This is a genomic window from Microbacterium sp. Au-Mic1 (genome assembly GCF_021341785.1).
GTDB lineage: Bacteria > Actinomycetota > Actinomycetes > Actinomycetales > Microbacteriaceae > Microbacterium.
This window is the reverse complement of sequence record NZ_JAJTTF010000006.1, coordinates 284,719-303,460: the sequence shown is the minus strand read 5'-3', so window position 1 is coordinate 303,460 and position 18,742 is coordinate 284,719. Positions and strand designations below refer to the sequence as shown.

Here is an 18,742-nt window from a genome sequence, read left to right as displayed (position 1 = left end):
CGCCCATCCCGGCGTCGGATCCGCGCATCCCGCTCCGGCCTCCGCGCACCCGGCCCCGTCCTCGGCGCACCCCACCTCGCCCGAGGCCGCCAGGATCTGAGCAGACGTGAAAGGGCCCCCTCCGAGCGGATCGGAGGGGGCCCTTTCGTGTCCGCTACTCCTTGACGGATCCCGCGGTCAGGCCCGCCACGATCCAGCGGCTGGCGACGGCGAAGAGCACCATCGTCGGGAGGATCGTGAGCACCGCGGCGGCCGACATCGAGCCCCAGTCCACGTTGAACGTGGAGATGAAGCTGTTCAGCGCGGCCGGGATCGTGCGGTTCTCCTCCGACTGCATGAGCACGACCGAGAGGAACAGCTCGTTCCAGCAGTTCACGAAGTTGAAGATGAACGCGGCGATGATGCCCGGGGTCATGACCGGCACGAGGATCCGGAACAGCGCGCCGAGCCGCGAGCAGCCGTCGATCATCGCCGACTCCTCGAGGGCGTCCGGGACGTTCTCGAAGAAGCCGCGCAGCATCACCGTCGAGAACGGGATGCACACCGCGATGTAGACGAGGATCAGTCCGGGCTTGCTGTCCACGAGCCCCAGGTCGGTCATCACCGTGTAGAGCGGGCCGAGCGCGATGAACGCGGGGATCATCTGGGTCAGCAGGAACGCGATGAGCACCGCGCCCTTGCCGCGGAACTCGAACCGCGAGATCACGTAGGAGCTGAGCAGCGCGATGAGCGTCGACGTGGCGCCGGCGATCAGGGCGACGACCGCCGAGTTCGCCAAAAACACCCCGAAGTTCGCGTCGGAGAAGAGCTTCGCGTAGTTCTGCACCGAGGGCTCGGACGGCCAGTACTCGATCGGGAATCGGTTCACGGTCTGCGGCGACTTGAACGAGGTCAGCACGATCCAGTACAGCGGGAACAGGGTGATCAGCAGCCAGAGCGCGAGCCCGACCACCTTGACGACGCCGCCGGCGGTGACCCGGGAACGGGAGGAGCGCACCGGGCGCGACGAGCCGGTGCGCCCGGTCGTGAGGGTCATGGTGGCGGTCATCGGCTGGCCTTCCGCATCGCGAAGAGGTAGAACGCGCAGAACACGAACAGCACCGCGACGACGATGAGACCGAGTGCGCTCGCCGTGCCGTAGTTGCCCTGCTGCGTGAAGTTGATCATCCAGGTCGTGATGATGTGAGTGCGGTTCGCCGGGCCTCCGCCCGTCATCGCCCAGATGATGTCGGGGAAGTTGAAGATCCAGATCACCCGCAGCAGCACCGTGAGGAACAGCGTCGTGGAGATGTACGGGATCACGATCGAGAACAGCTGGCGCACCTTGCCGGCTCCGTCCAGGCTCGCGGCTTCGAGCACCTCCTCCGGCACGGACTGCAGGGCGGCGAGGATCATGATCGCGAAGAACGTCACGCCGTACCAGATGTTCGCGACGATCACCGCGAACATCGCGAGCTTCGGGTCCGCGAGCCAGGGCAGGGGCGCCGAGATGACGTGCGCCTTCATGAGCAGGTCGTTGATCACGCCGAACTCGGCGTTGAACATCCAGCGGAACAGCATCCCGATGAGGAACCCGGAGACGGCCCAGGGGAAGAAGACGAGCGCCTGGTAGACGCCGCGGAAGCGGAACCGCTGACGCAGGGCCAGCGCGATGAGGAAGCCGATCACGAACTGCGGGACGAGGGATCCGATCACCCACAGCACGGTGTTGCCCGCGACGGTCGGGAACACCGGATCCGAGAGGACCTTCGCGAAGTTCTCGAAGCCGACGAAGGGCGTCGAGGTGAGATCCCAGAGGTTGTAGTCCAGGAACGCCATGCGCGCGCCCTGGAGCATCGGCAGGTAGGTGAACCAGCACACGAAGACGATCGCGGGCGCGAGGAAGGCGAGGATCGTGAACGCGTGCCGGGCGCGGAACGTGGTGCGACGGCGCCCGGCGCCCGTCGGGGCGGGCCGCGCTGGATCGGGCCGAGCGGCCCGGCCGGCGGAGCCGACCGGGCGCTCGGTGGCGGAGGTCGAGGTCACGCCATCAGCCCTTCTTGTACTTGTCAGTCCAGTACTGGTCCCACGAGGTGAGCAGTTCCTTCGTGGTCATGTTGCCGAGCAGCACGCTCTGCACGTCCTGGTCGGACTTCTGGATCCACTCCGTCCACCACGAGACCCCGCGGGGCTGCTGCACGTTGACGTAGGTGTCGGGGTGCTCGGTCATGGTGACGTAGCTCGTCCACGGGCCGGTCGAGTAGAACGGGTCCTTGGCGGCCGCGGCGATGATCGGGACGAGGCTGTTCTTCTGCGCGAACGTGGTGGCCGGCTTCGCCGAGGACAGGTACTCGACGAGCTTGACGGCCGCGTCCTTGTGCGCGCTCGACTGCGCGACGCCCCAGCCGGCGACGGCCAGCGGCTGCGCCGCCTTGCCGCTCGGGCCGGTCAGCAGCGGCGCGGTGTTCCACTGGTCCTGCTTCAGGCTCGACGCCGAGACCGTGGCGATGACCTCGGGATCCTGCAGCAGGAACGCGGTCGTGCCGTTCGTGAAGCCCGCCACCATCTCGGGGTAGCCCCACGACACGGCCGACGGTGGAGAGGCCTTCTTGAAGAGGGCGAAGTAGTCGTCGACGCCCTTCTGCGCGTCAGGCGAGGAGAAGATCGTCTTGCCGTCCTTGAGCAGGAACGCGTTCGACGTGTCGAGGTCGTCGATCGTGTACGCCTCGATCGCGGCGACGACGTTCGAGTTGGCGTTCTTGCCTCCGCGGAACGCGTAGCCGTACTGGTTCTTCTCCGGATCCTGGATCTTCGAGGCCTGGTCGAGCAGGTCCTTCCAGGACTTCGGCGGCCCGTCGAAGCCCGCGGACTTCACGAGATCGGTGCGGTAGAAGAGCGAGAGGCCGTAGAAGCCGTAAGGGACGAACCAGGTCTTGCCATCGGAGACGCCGGCCTTCTTGGCGTTGTCGGTGAGCGCGCTCCAGCCGTCCCAGCTCTTCAGGTCGGCGGTCATGTCGTAGAGCCAGTGGTTGTTGGCGAACGGCCCGACCGTGATGTCGCGCGTCTCCAGCACGTCGATGCCCTTGCCGGACTGCAGCATCTGCTGGATCGTGGTGTCGGCCTGCTCGGTCGGCGGGGAGACCAGCTTGACGGTGATGTTCGGGTTGGCCTTCTGGAAGTCGTCCAGCAGGCCGCGGATGAGCTTGGTGCGGTCGGGGTTGGTCAGGCTCTCCACCATCTGGAGGGTGACCTTGCCGTCGGCGGATCCGCTTCCGCTCGATGCTCCGCCGGAGCAGGCGCTGAGCGCGAGGAGGGCGACGATGCCCACCCCGGCGATCGAGGCGAATCGAGTGCGCTTCACCATAGGGCTTCCTTTCGTTGGGGGTGTTGCAGGAGGGTGCAGGGAAGGAGGAGGGCGGGTCAGCGCCTGGCGAGCTCGAGGATCCGCGGCACGCAGCGCTCGGCGAAGGCCTCGAAGTCGGCGGCCTCGGAGTAGAGGTGCGCGGACAGGCGGAAGTAGCCGGAGCCGGCGAAGCTCGTGAAGGCGGTCTCCACGCCGACCTCGTCGAACAGGCGCATGCGCAAGTCGTCGGCCTCCTCGCGGGTTCGGCCGATGCCGAGCGGCAACCGGATCAGGCGCATCGAGGGCACCGGCATCGGCAGCTCGACCAGGGCCGGCTCGTCGGCGGCGCGTTCGAGGGCGGCCGCGATGAGCCGTGCGCCCGCGTCGGCGATCCCGGAGATGGTGTCGCGCGTGCGCGCCCAGCCGTGCTCGCGCTCGATGAACGAGATCGCGGCAGGGGTGGCGAGGTAGGTCGTGGCATCGATCGTGCCCTGGGTGTCGAAGCGCACGGGGTACGCGTCCGTCGCGGCCCAGGAGTCGATGAGGGGCCAGAGCTCGTCGCGGTCCGGTGCCTGGGTCACGAGCAGGGCGGATCCGCGAGGAGCGCACGGCCACTTGTGCAGGTTGCCGAACCACCAGTCGCCGCCGCCCACGACCGCCGCGTCGGGGATCAGGCCGGGGGCGTGGGCGCCGTCGACGAGGACGCGCACGCCGCGCTCGTGTGCGAGGGCGGTGATCTCGGCCGTGGGGAAGCGGCGGGCCGTGGAGGACGTGATCTGGTCGACCACGATGAGGCGCGTGCGCGGTCCGATCTCCTCGGCGAAGCGGGCGACGACGGTCTCCGCATCGTCCAGCAGGCCGAGCGCGACCGTGCGCAGGCGGGCTCCGAACCGGCGGGCCAGCCGTGCCGCGCCCATGGTGACCGCCCCGTAGCCGTGGTCCGTGACGAGGATCTCGTCATCCCGATCCAGCTGCAGGGCGTTGTAGACGACCGTGGCCGCGGCGGAAGCGTTCGGTACGAAGGCGGTGTCGGCGGGATCGGCGCCGACGAACGGCGCGACCTCGGCGCGGGCGGCCTGGACCTTCTCCGCGATCCGCGGGAACCAGCCGATCGGGCTGAGATCGGCCTCCCGGCGCAGCGCGTCCTGCAGAGCGACGACCTCGCTCGGGACCGCGCCGAAGGATCCGTGGTTCAGATGCACGATAGCCGGGTCGAGCGGCCACGCGTCGCGGGCGCGCTCGAAGGTGGCCAGGCGCACGGGTGAGGTGCGGACGGTCGTGTCGGCTTCGGGCATGGTGTGCGCGGATCCTTACGGTGAGAGCGTGGTCAACTTGTCGCACAACTTTGGCATGAAACCCGGGAGAATGCCACTGTTACGATCTTGTTTCCGCATAGTCGTAGAACAACTATCCCTCGAAGGTGCGAAACGGCACACTCGAGGGAGCACATCGAAGGAGGAGCATGAGCGCTCGGGAGACCGCCCTGCACGGATTGCGCGCGCTCATCGCCGACGGCGAGCTGAAGCCGGGCGACAAGCTGCCGAGCGAGGGCGAGCTCGGCGAGCAGCTCGGCGTGTCCCGCGGGTCGGTGCGCGAGGCGATCCGCATGCTCTCCGCACTCGGTGTGCTGGAGACCCGGCACGGATCGGGCAGCTATGTGAGCAGCCTGCGGCCCGCCGACCTCATCCGCGGCCTGTCGCTGACCGTCGACGTGCTGCCCCTGGACGCGATCCTGGAGCTCGTCGAGATCCGCCGTCCGCTGGAGGCGCACGCGGCGTCGATCGCGGCGGCGCGGGCGGATGACGGGATGCTCGCGGAGCTGTCCGACCTCGTCGAGCGGATCGCGGACTGTCCCGACCACGACGAGGCGTCGCGACTGGACCACCAGTTTCACATGCGCATCGCCGAGCTCGCCGGCAACGCGGCGCTCACGAGTCTCCTCGAGGTGCTGCGCTCGCGCACCCGGCAGTACCGGATCTTCGACGACGCCGATGCGGCGCAGCTCAAGATCCTCTCCGACGCGGGGCACCGTGCGATCGCGCGCGGGCTGGTCGCGCGCGATCCTGCCGCGGCGTCGGCGGCGGCCGCAGGGCATGTCGCCCAGACCGAGTACTGGCTGCGCAAGCAGATGTCGGAGTGACCTCGTGAGGGTGACGGACGCCCGGGAGGCGCCTCGCGTGTGACCTCCTGAGGCGGATCCGGCCCGGACTGTGTCCGGTCACGCCTACGCTGGAGCCATGGTCAACTACCGATACCTGGGCAACAGCGGTCTGAAGGTCTCCGAGATCACCTACGGCAACTGGGTCACGCACGCCTCGCAGGTCGAGGACGACGCCGCGGTCAAGACGGTGCACGCGGCGCTGGACGCCGGCATCACGACGTTCGACACCGCCGACACCTACGCGAACACGGCCGCCGAGGTCGTGCTGGGCAAGGCGCTCGAGGGGCAGCGTCGCGAGAGCCTGGAGATCTTCACCAAGGTCTACTTCCCGACCGGTCCCAAGGGCCCCAACGACACCGGCCTCAGCCGCAAGCACATCCTCGAGTCGATCAACGGATCCCTGAAGCGCCTCGGCACCGACTACGTCGATCTGTACCAGGCGCACCGCTTCGACTATGAGACCCCGCTGGAGGAGACGTTCCAGGCGTTCGCCGACGTCGTCCGCCAGGGCAAGGCGCTGTACATCGGCGTCTCCGAGTGGACCGCGGAGCAGCTCCGTGAGGGCCACGCCCTGGCGAAGCAGCTGGGTGTGCAGCTCATCTCGAACCAGCCGCAGTACTCGATGCTGCACCGCGTGATCGAGGGCAAGGTCGTGCCGGCCTCGGAGGAGCTGGGGATCTCGCAGATCGTCTGGTCGCCGATGGCGCAGGGCGTGCTGAGCGGAAAGTACCTGCCCGGCCAGCCGGTGCCGGAGGGCTCGCGCGCGACGGATCCGCACTCGGGCGCGCATTTCATCCAGCGCCTCCTGCAGGACGACATCCTCACGGCCGTGCAGCGGCTGAAGCCGATCGCCGCGGCGGCCGGTCTGACGATGCCGCAGCTCGCGATCGCGTGGGTGCTGCAGAACAAGAACGTGGCGGCCGCCCTCGTCGGAGCGTCCCGCCCCGAGCAGCTGGCCGACACTGTCAAGGCGTCCGGCGTCGTGCTCGACGCCGACACGCTCGCCGCGATCGACGGGGCGCTGGCGGGCGTCGTGAACGACGACCCCGAGGACACCTACGACGTGTCTCCGAAGGAGCGCCTGGTCTGACGCGACCCCCCACGGGGCGTTGAGCCAGGAACGGCGCGATGCGGTGGCCCCCGACGGGGTCGTTGAGCGAGGACCGGCGCAGCCGGACCGAGACGGAACGCGGTGCCCTCGCGGGGTGCCGCGTTTCGTCTCGGTCGCCTTCGGACTCCTCGCTCGACGACCCCGAGGGAGGGCGTGCCGGGTCGTGCCGTCACCCGGGGTGCGGGCGGGCCCCGGATTCAGCCTGAAGACGGTTCGGTGTGCGCGGACTCAGCCGACGGTGATGTCGACCTGCAGGTCGTGCGCGATCCGCTCCAGCGCGGAACGCAGCGCATCCGGATCCGCATCCGCCGGCACGCGCGCGACGACCGACGCTTCGAACAGACGCCCGCCCGCCATCGCGGCGTCGCGGGTCTCGGTGGTCATGCTCTCGATGCTCAGGGCATGCTCGTTGAGCACGCCGGAGATCTCGCGCACGATGCCCGCCCGGTCGTTGCCGAGCACCCGGATCGACAGCTCCTGCGCGGCCGCGGCCGATTCGGATCCGGATCCGGGATGCACCGCGATCGTGAGCAGTCCCTCCAGGCCGCTGAGCGACGCGCGCAGCTCCTCGACCCGCTCGACGGGGACCGACACCTGGACCACGCCCGCGAACGTGCCCTCCAGCTCGGCGAGCCGGCTGTTCTCCCAGTTGCCGCCGTGCTCGTCGACGATGTGCGCGACGGTCGCGACGAGACCGGGACGATCGGATCCGACGAGAGTGAGGATGAGCGTGGTCATGCCGCCAGCGTAGGCGAGCACGCCCTCTGACCGCGAGACCGAACCTCCGTCCCGAGACCGACGATAGGAACGTCGGTTTCGGGACGCGAGTTCGGTCTCGCGGCCAGAGGTAGGGCCGCGGAGACCACGGAGACCGCGGGCCACCAGGGGCGCGGGCGTCCGGGGCGCGCGCGGACGGGGTGGCTCAGCCCTCGGTCCACTCGCCGGTCGTGAGGAAGTGCTCCAGGCGTGCGCGGTGCGGGGCGAGGTCCCACCCCTTCGAGGCCACCCAGTCGTCGGAGTAGTACGTGTCGAGGTAGCGGGCGCCGCCGTCGCAGATGAGGGTGACCACGCTGCCGCGCTCGCCGCCGCGCAGCATGCGGGCGATGAGCTGGAACGCGCCGACGAGGTTCGTGCCGGTGGATCCGCCCGCCCAGTGCAGGGTGCGCTGCTTGAGCAACCGGATCGCGGCGATCGACGCGGCGTCCGGCACGGGGATCATCTCGTCGATCACGCCGGGCACGAACGACGGCTCGACGCGCGGGCGCCCGATGCCCTCGATCCGGCTCGGCGTGCCGGTCGTGAACGACGGATCGCCGTTGCGCCAGCCGCCGTAGAAGGCCGAGCCCTCGGGGTCCACGACGGCGATGCGGGTGTCGTGGCGGCGGTAGCGCACGTAGCGGCCGAACGTCGCGCTCGTCCCCCCGGTGCCCGCGCCGACGACGATCCAGCTGGGGATGGGGTGCCGCTCGCGGCTCAGCTGGCTGAACACGCTCTCGGCGATGTTGTTGTTGCCGCGCCAGTCGGTCGCGCGCTCGGCGTAGGTGAACTGGTCGAGGTAGTGGCCGCCGCATTCGGAGGCGAGGCGCTCGGCCTCGGCGTACATCGCGGCGCCGGAGTCGACGAAGTGGCAGCGCCCGCCGTAGAACTCGATGAGGTCGATCTTCTCCTGGCTGGTCGAGCGCGGCACGACCGTCACGAACGGCAGCCCCAGCATCCGTGCGAAGTAGGCCTCGGACACGGCGGTGGATCCGCTCGAGGCCTCGACCAGCGTCGTGCCCTCGTGGATGCGGCCGTTCACCAGCCCGTACAGGATCAGCGACCGTGCGAGCCGGTGCTTCAAGGATCCGGTCGGGTGCACCGACTCGTCCTTGAGGTAGAGGTCGATGCCCCACTCCGCCGGCAGCGGGAACACATGCAGGTGGGTGTCGGCGCTGCGGTTCCCGTCCGCCTCGAGCAGTGCGATGGCGGATCCGGTCCAGTCGGAGGTCATGTCAACGAGGGTAGCCGGGCCCTCCGGCCCGTGTGGCCCTTGCGCCGTGCTCCCCGAGGCGTGCGGGACGTCGACGCCGGAGGCCGATTGCAGATCGATGCTTGATAGTCGATTATCGATTGCGGTAGTGTCTCGTTCAGTCGCGATGACTCGGGGGAGCGGGCCCGGCCCCTGGAGCGGAGCGACGACGCAGTCCCCTCCCCAGACAGGCACCGCCCCAGATTTCGGAGACGCGATGAAGCGTGCACTGACGACACTCGCCCTGGCCGCTCTGCTCGGCACCCTCCTCGCCGCCGGCGGCACGGTCGCCGCCGCGGCGGCCGACGACGGCGCCCTCTACGTCGCGCCCGGCGGCGATGACGCCGCCTCCGGCGCGATCGATGCACCCCTGGCCACCCTCGAGGGTGCGCGGGACCGGATCCGCGCGCTGAGGGGATCCGGATCCCTCTCCGCCGAGGGCACGACGGTGTACCTGCGCCAGGGCATCTACCAGCGCGATGCGTCGTTCCAGCTCGACGCGCAGGACTCCGGCACCGCCGACGCGCCCATCACCTACCGGTCGCACCCGGGTGAGCGCGCCACGCTGAGCGGCGGACGGACGCTGCCCAAGGGCGACTTCACAGGCGTGACCGACCAGGCGGTGCGCGATCGCATCATCGACCCGGCGGCGCGCGACATCGTGCAGCAGGTCGACCTGCGCGCGCTCGGCCTCACCGACTACGGGCAGCTGAGCCGGCACGGCTACTGGAAGGCCAACGACGTCAGCACGACGCCGCCCATGGAGCTCTACATCGAAGGGCAGGGCATGACCCTCGCCCGCTGGCCCAACGCCGGTGCGGTCAAGCCCACCGTGCAGATGGGCGACATCATCGATCCGGGTCCGACCCGCAAGGACGCCGACCTGCAGGACCGTGGCGGCACGTTCACCTACGGATACGACCGCCCGAAGTACTGGACTCAGGCCGACGACGTGTGGCTCGACGGCATCTTCGGGTACAGCTGGGAGTGGTCGTACAACAAGATCCAGTCGATCGACACGGAGAAGAAGACGATCACGCTGCGCTACGGAGAGATGAGCGGGATCATGAAGAGCTGGTTCCCCGATTTCCACTTCGCGCAGAACCTGCTCGAAGAGCTCGACGCCCCCGGCGAGTACTACATCGACCGCGACAAGGGCGTGCTGTATCTCATGCCGAACGCCGCCTTCACGGCCGGCCGCGGAGACATCACCGTGACGACGCTGAAGGATCCGATGCTGCGCACGGACGGTGCGTCGTACGTCACGTTCGACGACATCGCCATGGAGTACGGTCGTGCCACGGCGGCCGTCATCCTGGGCGGCTCGCATGTCACGGTCTCGCACGCCGACATCCGCAACTTCACCGACGGTGGCGTGCTCATCAACTCGCCCGGACGCTACACCTATGACGGCATCCCGGTGAACCGCGGCGGCACCGACCACGCCGTGACCGACAGCAGGCTCACCCACGTCGGCGGCATCGGCGTCGTGCTGCAGGGCGGCGACAAGACAACGCTCGCCCCGGGCCGCAACCGCGTGGAGAACTCCGAGATCGCCGACTTCGCCTACTACCACAAGGCCTACAACCCCGGAGTGATGTTCGACGGGGTCGGCAACATCGCGAAGAACAACAAGATCCACGACGCTCCGCATCCGGGGATCATCGTGTACGGCAACGACCACCTGTTCGAGCGCAACGAGGTCTACGACGTCTGCAAGCAGTTCCACGATCTCGGCGCGATCTACATGAACTCCGGTCAGACCCCGCAGCAGCGCGGTCACGTGTTCACCGAGAACTACTTCCACGACATCGGGGTCGGCATGGCCGGCGTCGAGGGGATCTACGCGGACAACTTCACGTGGGACCTCACCATCACGAAGAACATCTTCGTGAACATGGGCAACTCGGGCATCAAGAGCGGATCCGCCGACTACATCGAGGCGCGCAACAACATCTTCATCGACAACCTCGTGCCCTACGACAACTACGAGCAGTGGATGGGGAACCAGGAGGGCAACGTGGTGGACCGCGACTACATGCCCGCCTGGAAGAAGGTGTTCGCCGACAACAACGATTTCGTCGGAACGCCGTATCTGGAGAAGTACCCCGAGCTGGGCCACTTCTTCCAGGACGACCACTACTTCCCGAACCACAGCACGTTCGCCCAGAACGTGGTGTGGAACCCGAACCGCAAGCCCTCCGGTCTCAACGCCCAGGGTGCCAAGGACGGCAAGAACCTGCTGAACTACGACAGCAACGTGGTGGCGACGGCGGATCCGGGCTTCGTCGACGCGGCGAAGGGCGACTACCGGCTCAAGCCGGATGCCGCGGTGTTCTCGCAGATTCCCGGATTCCAGGCCATCGCGTTCGACAAGATCGGCGTGCAGGGCCGGATCGGGCAGTCCGGGTCTCCCGACAAGGTGGCGCTCGAGGGCATCGCCTTCCAGAGCGGCGCGGTGCGGGTCGACGTCGGACACGACCTGCGCGCGGCCGCGGTGCCGCTCCCGTGGAACGCGGCCGATGCGAGGCTCACCTACGCTTCCGCGGACCCGGCGATCGCCACGGTCTCCGCCGACGGCACCATCTCCGGCGCCGCTCCGGGTGCGACGACGGTCACCGCGACCGCCGCGTCGAACCCTGCGCTCACGGCCACGATCGCGGTGACGGTCGACGAGGGCGACGGCGTGCTGCACTTCACCGACTTCGAGTCGGGATCGAACGGCTGGCCGACGGATCCGAACCGCAAGGTCGTCGACGACGGCACCGGCGACCACGTGTACCGGATCGTCAAGGGTGCGAACGCCGTGCTCCCGCGTGACTTCACCTCGTTCGTGCTCGACCTCGACGTCACCACTCCGGCCGGCCCCGCGGCCACCGGCTCCGGCCTGGTGATCTACGACCGCAACGGCAAGGGCGGCGGATACATCCGCTACCGCAACGCGGCCGCCGGGCCCACGTGGACCGTCTTCGACGACGGCTGGAAGGCCGTCGCCGAGAAGGTGCTCCCGGTCGATCAGGCGCTGCCCGACGGCAGGACGTCGCACGTGCGGATCGCGGTGCAGGATGGACGCGTCAGGATCTCCGTGGGTGGAAAGCTCGTACTCGACGGCGCGGACCCCGCGCCGGGGGCGGCAGGACGCGTCGGCTTCTACGTCGAGGGCTACCCCTCGCTGGATCTCGACGACATCGGCTTCTCGATCTCCGCCGTGCCCGTGACGGGTGTGACCGTCGACGCCTCACCGGTGTCGATGAACGTGGGCGAACGACGGTCGGTCGCCGCGAAGATCGCGCCGGAGGATGCGAGCGACCTGCGGGTGGCGTGGACGAGCGCCGACGCCGCCGTCGCGACGGTCGATGCCGCAGGGCGGATCACCGCGGTCGGCGCCGGATCCACCACGATCACGGCCGCCAGCGTGGCCGAGCCGACGGCGACCGCCGCCGTCGCCGTGACCGTGGTCGACGCGACGTATCCGACTGTGCGTCTCGACGCGCAGCTGACCGACGGCGCGAACTGGAGCGCGTCCGACGCGATCTCGGTCGGCGACACGGGCGTGACGATCAGCGGACAGGGCGTGCACGGCTACAAGGCCGAACGCTTCGGCGACGGTCTGCTGCAGTTCGACGCCGACTTCGGCGCCTTCGACGGCGGCTGGTACGGATTCCAGGTTCGCTCCGATCAGACCGGGATTCCGGCCTGGCAGAACTCCAACACCGGCTACCTCGTGATCGTCAAGGAGGACACGTTCGAGTTCCAGAGCTGGTCGCCCGGCCAGACCATGCTCGACGTCATCCCGAACACCGTGATCGCGCCGAACAGCACGCACCGCATCGAGGTGGGCGCCGTGAAGGAGGCCGGCGGCACCCGGGTGGTGCTGCGGGTGGACGGGAAGACGGTGTGGAACACCCTCGACGCACGGCAGAACCTGCGCATCGGGGCGGATGGGTTCTTCAACCTCTATCACTACGCGAAGACCAACAGCCTGAGGGTGCGCCCCACCCCGCCGCCGGCGACGGTCACGGGCATCTGCTGGGCCGCGGACGCGGATCCGAAGACTCGCTACGTGGTCGGCGACGACCTCGACGTCACCGGGATGGTCGTGGGCGTGCGCTGGAGCGATGGCACGCTCACGAGCGCGCAGGTCGCGGCGGATATGGTGAGCGGATTCGACAGTCGCAAGGTGCATCCGCGCCAGACGCTGACGATCTCCTATCTGGGCCAGACCACGACGCTCGACATCTCGGTGCGGCCGAAGATCAAGCAGGACGAGGAAGAGGTGCCGCGATGCGCGTGACGTTCATCGGAGACTCGATCACGGATGCGGGGCGCGACCGCGCCGATCACGGATCCTTCGGCGACGGCTATGTGTCGCTGCTCGCGCCCGGACTGATCGCGGGTGGTGCCACAGTGCGCAACCTGGGTATCGCCGGCAACCGGGTCGCGGACCTCGCGGCGCGGTGGGACGCCGAGCTGATGCCGACCGCGCCCGAGCTGCTGACGGTGTTCGTCGGGGTGAACGAGATGCTGCGCCGCTATGACAGCGCTGACCCGACTCCGACCGAGCGGTACGCGGCGACGTATCGGCGGTTGCTCGACGCCGTCATGGCCGCGCACGAGCCGCGGCTGATCCTGATGGAGCCGTTCTTCCTGCCGCCCGCGCCGGAGCAGCGCGCGTGGCGGGACGACCTCGACGAGAAGCGTGCCGTCGTGGCGGAGATCGCAGGGGAGTTCGGCGCGGCGTTCGTGCCGCTGGACGGCGTCTTCGCGGCGGCCGCGCGCGACCGGGCGCCGGCCGAGCTGGCTCCTGACGGGGTGCACCCCACCCCCGTCGGATCCCGCCTGATCGCGGACGCATGGACGGCCGCGTCCATCATTAGCGATAGTCGATAACGGATCTAGAATGAGCAGCATGACGGATGCGCTGGCCTCGACGAACCTGCAGCGAGGGCTGCTGTCGGATCAGATCTACGCGATGATCAAGGCGATGATCAAGGAGTCCACGCTGGCTCCCGGCGAGCAGCTGGTGGAGTCGCAGTTGGCGCGTCAGCTCCAAGTCAGTCAGGCGCCGGTGCGCGACGCCCTGAAGCGGCTCGCGCACGAGGGGCTGGTGTCGCAGGTGCGGCACCTGGGCAGCTTCGTGGCGAGTTACTCGCCGGAAGAGGCGGCCCAGGCCAAGATCGCTCGCGTCGAACTGGAGGCGCTCGCCGGACGGCTCGCCTGCGGAGCCCTCGACGACGAGCGACGGGGTGCGCTCATCGAACTCATCGACCAGATGCACGCCGCCGCCGAGTCGTCGGATCTGTCGGGCTTCCGCGAGCTCGATTTCGTGTTCCATCGCACGGTGATCGAGGCGAGCGGCAACGTCTACCTGCCGCGCATGTGGGATCTGCTCGAGCCGAGCCTCCGCGTGATGCACGTACTCGGCGACCCGGCCTTCACCGGCGACTGGCACGAGGTCGCGGACTGGCACAAGGGCCTGCTCGACGTGCTCGACGGAGGCGACGCGGAGGCCGCCTCGGCGCTGTTCCGCGCGCACGCGGCCGGCACGCTCCTGAGCGACTGAGCGCCCCGCGTCCCGGCGCGGCGTCAGAGCCGGTACAGCCGGGCGGCGGAGCCCGACCAGAACGCCTCAGCGTCGGCGGCGGCGAGGGCGGGAAGCGCCTCGGCGATGCGTTCTGCGACATCGGGGTACGGGGTGTGCCGCGCCGAGATCGGCCAGTCGCTGCCGTGCATCAGGCGGTCGGCGCCGAAGGCGTCGACGGCTGCGGAGAGGATCCGCGCCAGTTCTGCCTGCGACCGGTCGGGGTGCACCAGGCCCGAGGTCTTGGCGTGCGCGTTCGGCTCGGCGGCCAGGGCGGCGAGGTCGGCGAACCAGGGCCGATCCGCTTCCGCCGTCCCGAGCCCCAGATGACATGCCACGAATGCGGTGGCGGGGTGCCGATGCGCGAGCGCCGTCGCGCCCCGCAGCTGCTCAGGCCGCAGCAGCAGCTCCACCACGAGTCCGGCGTCGCCCGCCGCCGTGGCGAGATCGTCGAGGCCGGCGACGTCGGAGAGGTCGGCGGCGAACTGCGGGACGGCCGCGCGGATCCCGGCGACGGTGGTGCGGGTGGTGTCGGGGTCCGCCGGGAGGACATCCGGCACGGCCGCGGTCAGGCCGAGCGGTCGGCGCGGTGCCGGCTCGTACTGCAGCACCACCCGGTGCACGAGCGGGTCCGTCGCGGCGATCGCGGTCAGCCAGCGGGCCTCGGCGACGGAGTCCGCGGCCTGCACGGCGACCGCGCCCGCGACGCCCGCCGCACGAAGCAGTGCGCCCAGCGCGTGCGGCAGCGCGCGCCGGGGCAGGCCCAGATCGTCGCGGAACCACGGGATCGGCACGGCGTCGACGTCCCACAGGTGCACGTGCGCGTCGAGGATCCGCATCAGCGTCCGGAGGACGGCGCCGGAGAAGCTGCCCCGAGGGGCGAGGTCCCGGTGCGCGAGGGTGCAGCCGGAGCCAGGGCGATCCGGTCCAGTTCCAGCCACAGCTCCTCGGGGATCGCGACGTCGCGGCCGCGGGCGAACGCGTGCACCTCGGCCGGCGTGCGTGCGCCGATCACGACGGCCTCGGCGCCGCGACCCAGCGGGAACCGCGCGGCGGCCGTCGCCAGTTCCACCCCGTGCGCGCGGCAGGCGTCCTGCAGCGCGAGGGCGCGCGCGACGAGAGCCGGCGGTGCGGGCCTGTACTCGTAGTACGGCGCGGTCTCGGGCGCGACCAGGATCCCGGTGTTGTAGACACCCGCGGCGATGACGCCGATCCCGCGCTCGTCGGCGAGGGGCATGAGTTCCTCCTCCGCCGTGCGGTCGAGCAGGGTGAGTCGCCCCGCCTCCATGATCACGTCGACCGGCGCCTCGGCCGTGAAGCGGAGCAGGGGCGGCAGCTTGCCGAGCCCGACGCCGATCGCCCGCACGACCCCCTGCTCGCGCAGCTCCGCGAGCGCGGTCATCGCCCCGTCGAGGCCGGCCTCGACGTCGAGCGGGTCATGCAGGTGCAGCAGGTCGATCCGGTCGGTGCGCAGGCGCTCGAGGCTCGCGTCGAGGCTGCGCAGCACGCCGTCGCGGCTGAGGTCGGCGACCGTGTCCTGGCCGGTCGCGGATCCGGGAACCGGATCCCCGGATGCGTCGACGATCCGCCGGCCGACCTTGGTCGCGATCACGTAGGCGTCCCGCGGCACGCCCTCGAGCGCCATCCCGAGTCGCCGCTCGCTCTCCCCGGCGCCATAGTGCGGCGCCGTGTCGAAGTAGCGCACGCCGTCGTCGAGCGCCGCGCGCACCGTCGCGACGGCGTCGGCGTCGGCGACCGGCGTGTAGAGGTTGCCGATCGGGGCGCAGCCGAGCCCGAGATCGTCGCGCAGCGGGACGCCGCGGACGGGGGCCGGGTTCAGCGGACGGAGCTCTGCACGGAACGCCATGCCTCGTACTCCTCGCGGGTGTCGGGGGTGAGCGGGTAGTAGTCGCTCAGCCGGGCGCCCTCGTCGAGACGCGTGCGGCTGAACACCTCCCACTCCTCATGATCGCGCGCCGAGTCGATCACCTGGCGGGCCATCGCCTGCGGCACGACCACCGACCCGTCGTCGTCGGCGACGACGAGGTCCCCGGGCATGCACAGCGCGCCGCCGACGGCCACCGGCACGTCGTAGGCCCACGGCACCAGCTCCGACTGCGAGGCGTAGTGCGGCGTCGTGCCCGTGGACCAGACCGGGATGCCGAGCTCCCGGATGCGTCCCGCGTCCCGGATCCGCCCGTCCACGACGATCCCCGCGCCGCCCTTGCGCGCGAAGTAGCGCGCGAGGATGTCGCCGATGCAGCCCGAGAAGCGGCTGCCGTAGGCCTGGATCACGAGCACGTCGCCCGGTTGCACGGCCTCCAGCACGTGCCAGAGCGCGGTGTGCCGCTCGGCGTACTCCTGCCCCTGCCCGGATGCCATGTCCTCGCGTTGCGGCATGAACTGCAGGGTGAGGGCGGATCCGACCACGCGGCTGCCGGCCGTCAGCGGCTCGGGGCCGTCGATGTAGCTGTGCCGGATGCCCAGGCCGTGCAGCTTGGCGCACGCGGTGGCCGAGGAGACGCCGCCGAAGTCGTCGATGAGGCCGCGGGGCGGGCGGGCGTAGGCGCCGCCGCGCACGGGCAGGGCGAAATCGGGGCGGATCAGGTCGGCGCTCATGCGTCTCCTCCGGAAGGGTGCAGGCGGGGCGTTCCGGCCCCGCGGGCGATGATCAGGTCGAGGTCGGCGGCGTGCGCCGGCGGCAGGGTGACGACGAGGTCGTCGTCGCAGCTCCAGGTGGTGGTGCGCGCCGGATTCGCCGGGGCACGATAGGAACCGGATGCGCCGGGGAACGCCCCCGGAGTCTCCGCGGTCGCGGAGACGCGCACGATCCGGTCGGCGCCGAAGCGGCCGCCGCGGATCCGCACGGTGCGGGCGTGCACGACGGAGGTGTTGACCAGGCGCAGCCCGATGCCCGCGTCGTCGATGCGGTGCACGAGCGCCGCCACGTCGCGGGGGAGTCCGGGGCGTGCGCGGTCGACGTCCTCGTAGCGCAGCGCCGTGAACGGCAGGCCGCCGTTGTAGAGCATCTGCGGGGCTCCGCCGACGAGCTGCGTGAGCACCTCGGTGACCACGGGGTTCACGCGCTGCCAGAAGTGCAGGTGCGACGCGTCAGGGTCGGTATCGTCGCCGAGCATCATCGCCACGCGGCGTGAGACCTGGCCGAGCGCCATCTCGAGCGCTCGTTCCGGGTAGTCGGGCAGCTCACCACTGAGGTACGCGACCCACCCGGCCTCGTGCCCTGCCTCCTCCTTGTCGCGGAACGGCGCCACGAGGTCGGCTTGCGCAGGCAGACCCGCGCGGGCGAGGTCCAGCAGTGCGCGGTCGGTCGTCGTTCGGCTCCACCACCACAACCACACCGGCACGTCGAGCTGCAGCGGTCCGAAGTCGAACCAGCCGTCGATGCCGTACCGGTACGGCACGAGCAGGCCGGGTGCCGCGGCGGCCGCGCCGAGGCGCGCGCGCCAGCCGCCGCGCAGGCTGTACGTGGAGTCCTCCACGGATCCGGTGATCGCCTGCGCCAGCACGGCGTCGAGTGCGGGCCGCACCAGATCCAGGGCGTCGTCGCGGCCGGTGACGAGCGAGTGGTTGAGCGCGCCGATCAGGGCGCTCATGGCGACGGAGTGGAACCCGTGCGGCCAGGTCCATCCGTAGTGGCCGCCCCACCATCGCCCCTCCTGCAGGGCGCCGACCGTGCCGTCGGGGCCGACGTTGTCGGGCAGCAGCCCGCCGTTCGCGTCGGCACGGGCGAGCCAGCCTTCGACGTAGCGGCGGATCCAGGCCGCCGATGCGTCGTCGGCATCGTCCAGCCAGCGCAGCGCGGGCAGCGAGGTGGCGGCGAGGTTCACCGGGACGTCGCCCGCTGCGCGGCGCTGCATCTCGTCCGCCATCCGCTGCGCGTTCGCGGGGTCGGCCAGGTCGTCCCACGTCGTGATCCCGTCGAGCCCGTGGATCGGCAGGCCGTAGGGGCGCATCTCGGCGCGATCTGCCGAATAAGGGCGCACACCGCCTGCGTGCGGGGTTCCCTCCGGCTGCGGATCCTCGAGACCGGCCCGGGCGCCGAGCGCGCCGTTGTGCGGGGCGCGGATGATGTTGCGCTCGGCGTCGTAGTTGCCGTGCGCCGGGTCGGTGAACAGGGCCGCGAAGCGCCGCGCGCGCTCGGCGAAGGCCGCATCCGACGGGTCGGCGGCTCGGATGCCGGCGAACAGCAGCACTGACTCGCCCTGGTGGAACCAGTCGTATCCGTTCTCGTACTCCCCGGTGAGCATGCCGGCCTCGGTGAGCTGCGCGGTCACGCCCTCCCAGCATCGCTTGGCGTCGGCGAGCGCTTCATCCGCGCCGCCGAGGGCGTAGAACGCCGGCCAATTGAAGAAGGGCTCGTACAGGTCGTCGACGCCGTCGCGGTCCTCGAACTCCGCGACGCCGCGCAGGCGTCCGTCGGGCCGCGTGTAGCGCTCGGCGAACAGCCGCCGGGCAGCCTCGACCTCGTCGAAGAGGCGGCGCTGCAGCACCGCCCAGGCGGGGATCGCGCGCAGTGGCGAGGTGATCGGATCCGTCAT

15 protein-coding genes are annotated in these 18,742 nt (G+C 70.2%); 5 read left to right on the top strand and 10 right to left on the bottom strand.

Annotated features, from left to right (window positions below):
* Window positions 1-154: 154 nt before the first annotated feature.
* Genes LXM50_RS10660 through LXM50_RS10645 form a run of 4 tightly spaced genes read right to left on the bottom strand, consistent with a single transcriptional unit; the run spans window position 155 to window position 4,617 of the window.
* The gene (locus LXM50_RS10660; protein ID WP_233311298.1) at window positions 155-1,048 is read right to left on the bottom strand and encodes a carbohydrate ABC transporter permease; all 894 of its coding nucleotides are present in this window, start codon (window positions 1,046-1,048) and stop codon (window positions 155-157) included.
* Window positions 1,045-2,025 (bottom strand): carbohydrate ABC transporter permease, encoded by a 981-nt coding sequence (locus LXM50_RS10655; protein ID WP_233311297.1) that lies wholly within the window; start codon window positions 2,023-2,025, stop codon window positions 1,045-1,047. The genes LXM50_RS10660 and LXM50_RS10655 overlap by 4 nt, the downstream gene beginning before the upstream one ends.
* Before the next feature lie 4 nt (window positions 2,026-2,029).
* Window positions 2,030-3,343 (bottom strand): sugar ABC transporter substrate-binding protein, encoded by a 1,314-nt coding sequence (locus LXM50_RS10650; RefSeq protein ID WP_233311296.1) that lies wholly within the window; start codon window positions 3,341-3,343, stop codon window positions 2,030-2,032.
* A 56-nt stretch (window positions 3,344-3,399) separates the two neighbouring features.
* Complete coding sequence (locus tag LXM50_RS10645) at window positions 3,400-4,617, bottom strand: aminotransferase class V-fold PLP-dependent enzyme (protein ID WP_233311295.1); 1,218 nt, start codon at window positions 4,615-4,617, stop codon at window positions 3,400-3,402.
* A gap of 167 nt (window positions 4,618-4,784) precedes the next feature.
* Between LXM50_RS10645 and LXM50_RS10640 the strand changes: the two genes are divergently transcribed.
* Window positions 4,785-5,462 (top strand): FadR/GntR family transcriptional regulator, encoded by a 678-nt coding sequence (locus LXM50_RS10640; RefSeq protein ID WP_233311294.1) that lies wholly within the window; start codon window positions 4,785-4,787, stop codon window positions 5,460-5,462.
* A gap of 97 nt (window positions 5,463-5,559) precedes the next feature.
* A complete protein-coding gene (locus LXM50_RS10635) occupies window positions 5,560-6,573 on the top strand; it encodes an aldo/keto reductase family protein (RefSeq protein ID WP_233311293.1) in 1,014 nt (337 codons plus the stop codon).
* A gap of 249 nt (window positions 6,574-6,822) precedes the next feature.
* Here LXM50_RS10635 and LXM50_RS10630 read toward each other — a convergent pair whose 3' ends face one another.
* Complete coding sequence (locus LXM50_RS10630) at window positions 6,823-7,332, bottom strand: glycine cleavage system protein R (RefSeq protein WP_233311292.1); 510 nt, start codon at window positions 7,330-7,332, stop codon at window positions 6,823-6,825.
* Window positions 7,333-7,516: 184 nt separating this feature from the next.
* Window positions 7,517-8,584 carry a PLP-dependent cysteine synthase family protein gene (locus LXM50_RS10625; RefSeq protein ID WP_233311291.1) on the bottom strand — a complete coding sequence of 356 codons (1,068 nt, stop codon included), beginning with the start codon at window positions 8,582-8,584 and terminating at the stop codon, window positions 7,517-7,519.
* Between the two features lie 235 nt (window positions 8,585-8,819).
* Between LXM50_RS10625 and LXM50_RS10620 the strand changes: the two genes are divergently transcribed.
* From LXM50_RS10620 to LXM50_RS10610, 3 genes are read left to right on the top strand one after another with little or no spacing between them, the layout of a single operon-like run.
* Window positions 8,820-12,896: an Ig-like domain-containing protein gene (locus tag LXM50_RS10620; protein ID WP_233311290.1), complete on the top strand. Its 4,077-nt coding sequence runs from the start codon at window positions 8,820-8,822 to the stop codon at window positions 12,894-12,896.
* Window positions 12,887-13,492: an SGNH/GDSL hydrolase family protein gene (locus LXM50_RS10615; protein ID WP_233311289.1), complete on the top strand. Its 606-nt coding sequence runs from the start codon at window positions 12,887-12,889 to the stop codon at window positions 13,490-13,492. Before LXM50_RS10620 ends, LXM50_RS10615 begins: the two co-directional genes overlap by 10 nt.
* A gap of 19 nt (window positions 13,493-13,511) precedes the next feature.
* Window positions 13,512-14,165 carry a GntR family transcriptional regulator gene (locus LXM50_RS10610; RefSeq protein WP_233311288.1) on the top strand — a complete coding sequence of 218 codons (654 nt, stop codon included), beginning with the start codon at window positions 13,512-13,514 and terminating at the stop codon, window positions 14,163-14,165.
* A gap of 23 nt (window positions 14,166-14,188) precedes the next feature.
* Here LXM50_RS10610 and LXM50_RS10605 read toward each other — a convergent pair whose 3' ends face one another.
* The 4 genes from LXM50_RS10605 to LXM50_RS10590 are packed head-to-tail and all read right to left on the bottom strand — an operon-like array spanning window position 14,189 to window position 18,742.
* Window positions 14,189-15,022 (bottom strand): amidohydrolase, encoded by an 834-nt coding sequence (locus tag LXM50_RS10605; RefSeq protein WP_233311287.1) that lies wholly within the window; start codon window positions 15,020-15,022, stop codon window positions 14,189-14,191.
* Window positions 15,022-16,050: an aldo/keto reductase gene (locus tag LXM50_RS10600; RefSeq protein ID WP_233311286.1), complete on the bottom strand. Its 1,029-nt coding sequence runs from the start codon at window positions 16,048-16,050 to the stop codon at window positions 15,022-15,024. Before LXM50_RS10600 ends, LXM50_RS10605 begins: the two co-directional genes overlap by 1 nt.
* Window positions 16,020-16,802 carry a ribonuclease activity regulator RraA gene (locus tag LXM50_RS10595; RefSeq protein WP_233311285.1) on the bottom strand — a complete coding sequence of 261 codons (783 nt, stop codon included), beginning with the start codon at window positions 16,800-16,802 and terminating at the stop codon, window positions 16,020-16,022. Before LXM50_RS10595 ends, LXM50_RS10600 begins: the two co-directional genes overlap by 31 nt.
* The gene (locus LXM50_RS10590) at window positions 16,799-18,742 is read right to left on the bottom strand and encodes a hypothetical protein (protein WP_233311284.1); all 1,944 of its coding nucleotides are present in this window, start codon (window positions 18,740-18,742) and stop codon (window positions 16,799-16,801) included. Before LXM50_RS10590 ends, LXM50_RS10595 begins: the two co-directional genes overlap by 4 nt.

Bases quoted from the DNA above. Each gene is read 5' to 3' on its own strand.
- LXM50_RS10595 (WP_233311285.1), bottom strand. From the start codon at position 16,802: ATGAGCGCCGACCTGATCCGCCCCGATTTCGCCCTGCCCGTGCGCGGC.
- LXM50_RS10605 (WP_233311287.1), bottom strand. From the start codon at position 15,022: ATGCGGATCCTCGACGCGCACGTGCACCTGTGGGACGTCGACGCCGTG.
- LXM50_RS10645 (WP_233311295.1), bottom strand. From the start codon at position 4,617: ATGCCCGAAGCCGACACGACCGTCCGCACCTCACCCGTGCGCCTGGCC.
- LXM50_RS10650 (WP_233311296.1), bottom strand. From the start codon at position 3,343: ATGGTGAAGCGCACTCGATTCGCCTCGATCGCCGGGGTGGGCATCGTC.
- LXM50_RS10625 (WP_233311291.1), bottom strand. From the start codon at position 8,584: ATGACCTCCGACTGGACCGGATCCGCCATCGCACTGCTCGAGGCGGAC.
- LXM50_RS10615 (WP_233311289.1), top strand. From the start codon at position 12,887: ATGCGCGTGACGTTCATCGGAGACTCGATCACGGATGCGGGGCGCGAC.
- LXM50_RS10590 (WP_233311284.1), bottom strand. From the start codon at position 18,742: ATGACGGATCCGATCACCTCGCCACTGCGCGCGATCCCCGCCTGGGCG.
- LXM50_RS10620 (WP_233311290.1), top strand. From the start codon at position 8,820: ATGAAGCGTGCACTGACGACACTCGCCCTGGCCGCTCTGCTCGGCACC.
- LXM50_RS10660 (WP_233311298.1), bottom strand. From the start codon at position 1,048: ATGACCGCCACCATGACCCTCACGACCGGGCGCACCGGCTCGTCGCGC.
- LXM50_RS10600 (WP_233311286.1), bottom strand. From the start codon at position 16,050: ATGGCGTTCCGTGCAGAGCTCCGTCCGCTGAACCCGGCCCCCGTCCGC.
- LXM50_RS10635 (WP_233311293.1), top strand. From the start codon at position 5,560: ATGGTCAACTACCGATACCTGGGCAACAGCGGTCTGAAGGTCTCCGAG.
- LXM50_RS10610 (WP_233311288.1), top strand. From the start codon at position 13,512: ATGACGGATGCGCTGGCCTCGACGAACCTGCAGCGAGGGCTGCTGTCG.
- LXM50_RS10630 (WP_233311292.1), bottom strand. From the start codon at position 7,332: ATGACCACGCTCATCCTCACTCTCGTCGGATCCGATCGTCCCGGTCTC.
- LXM50_RS10640 (WP_233311294.1), top strand. From the start codon at position 4,785: ATGAGCGCTCGGGAGACCGCCCTGCACGGATTGCGCGCGCTCATCGCC.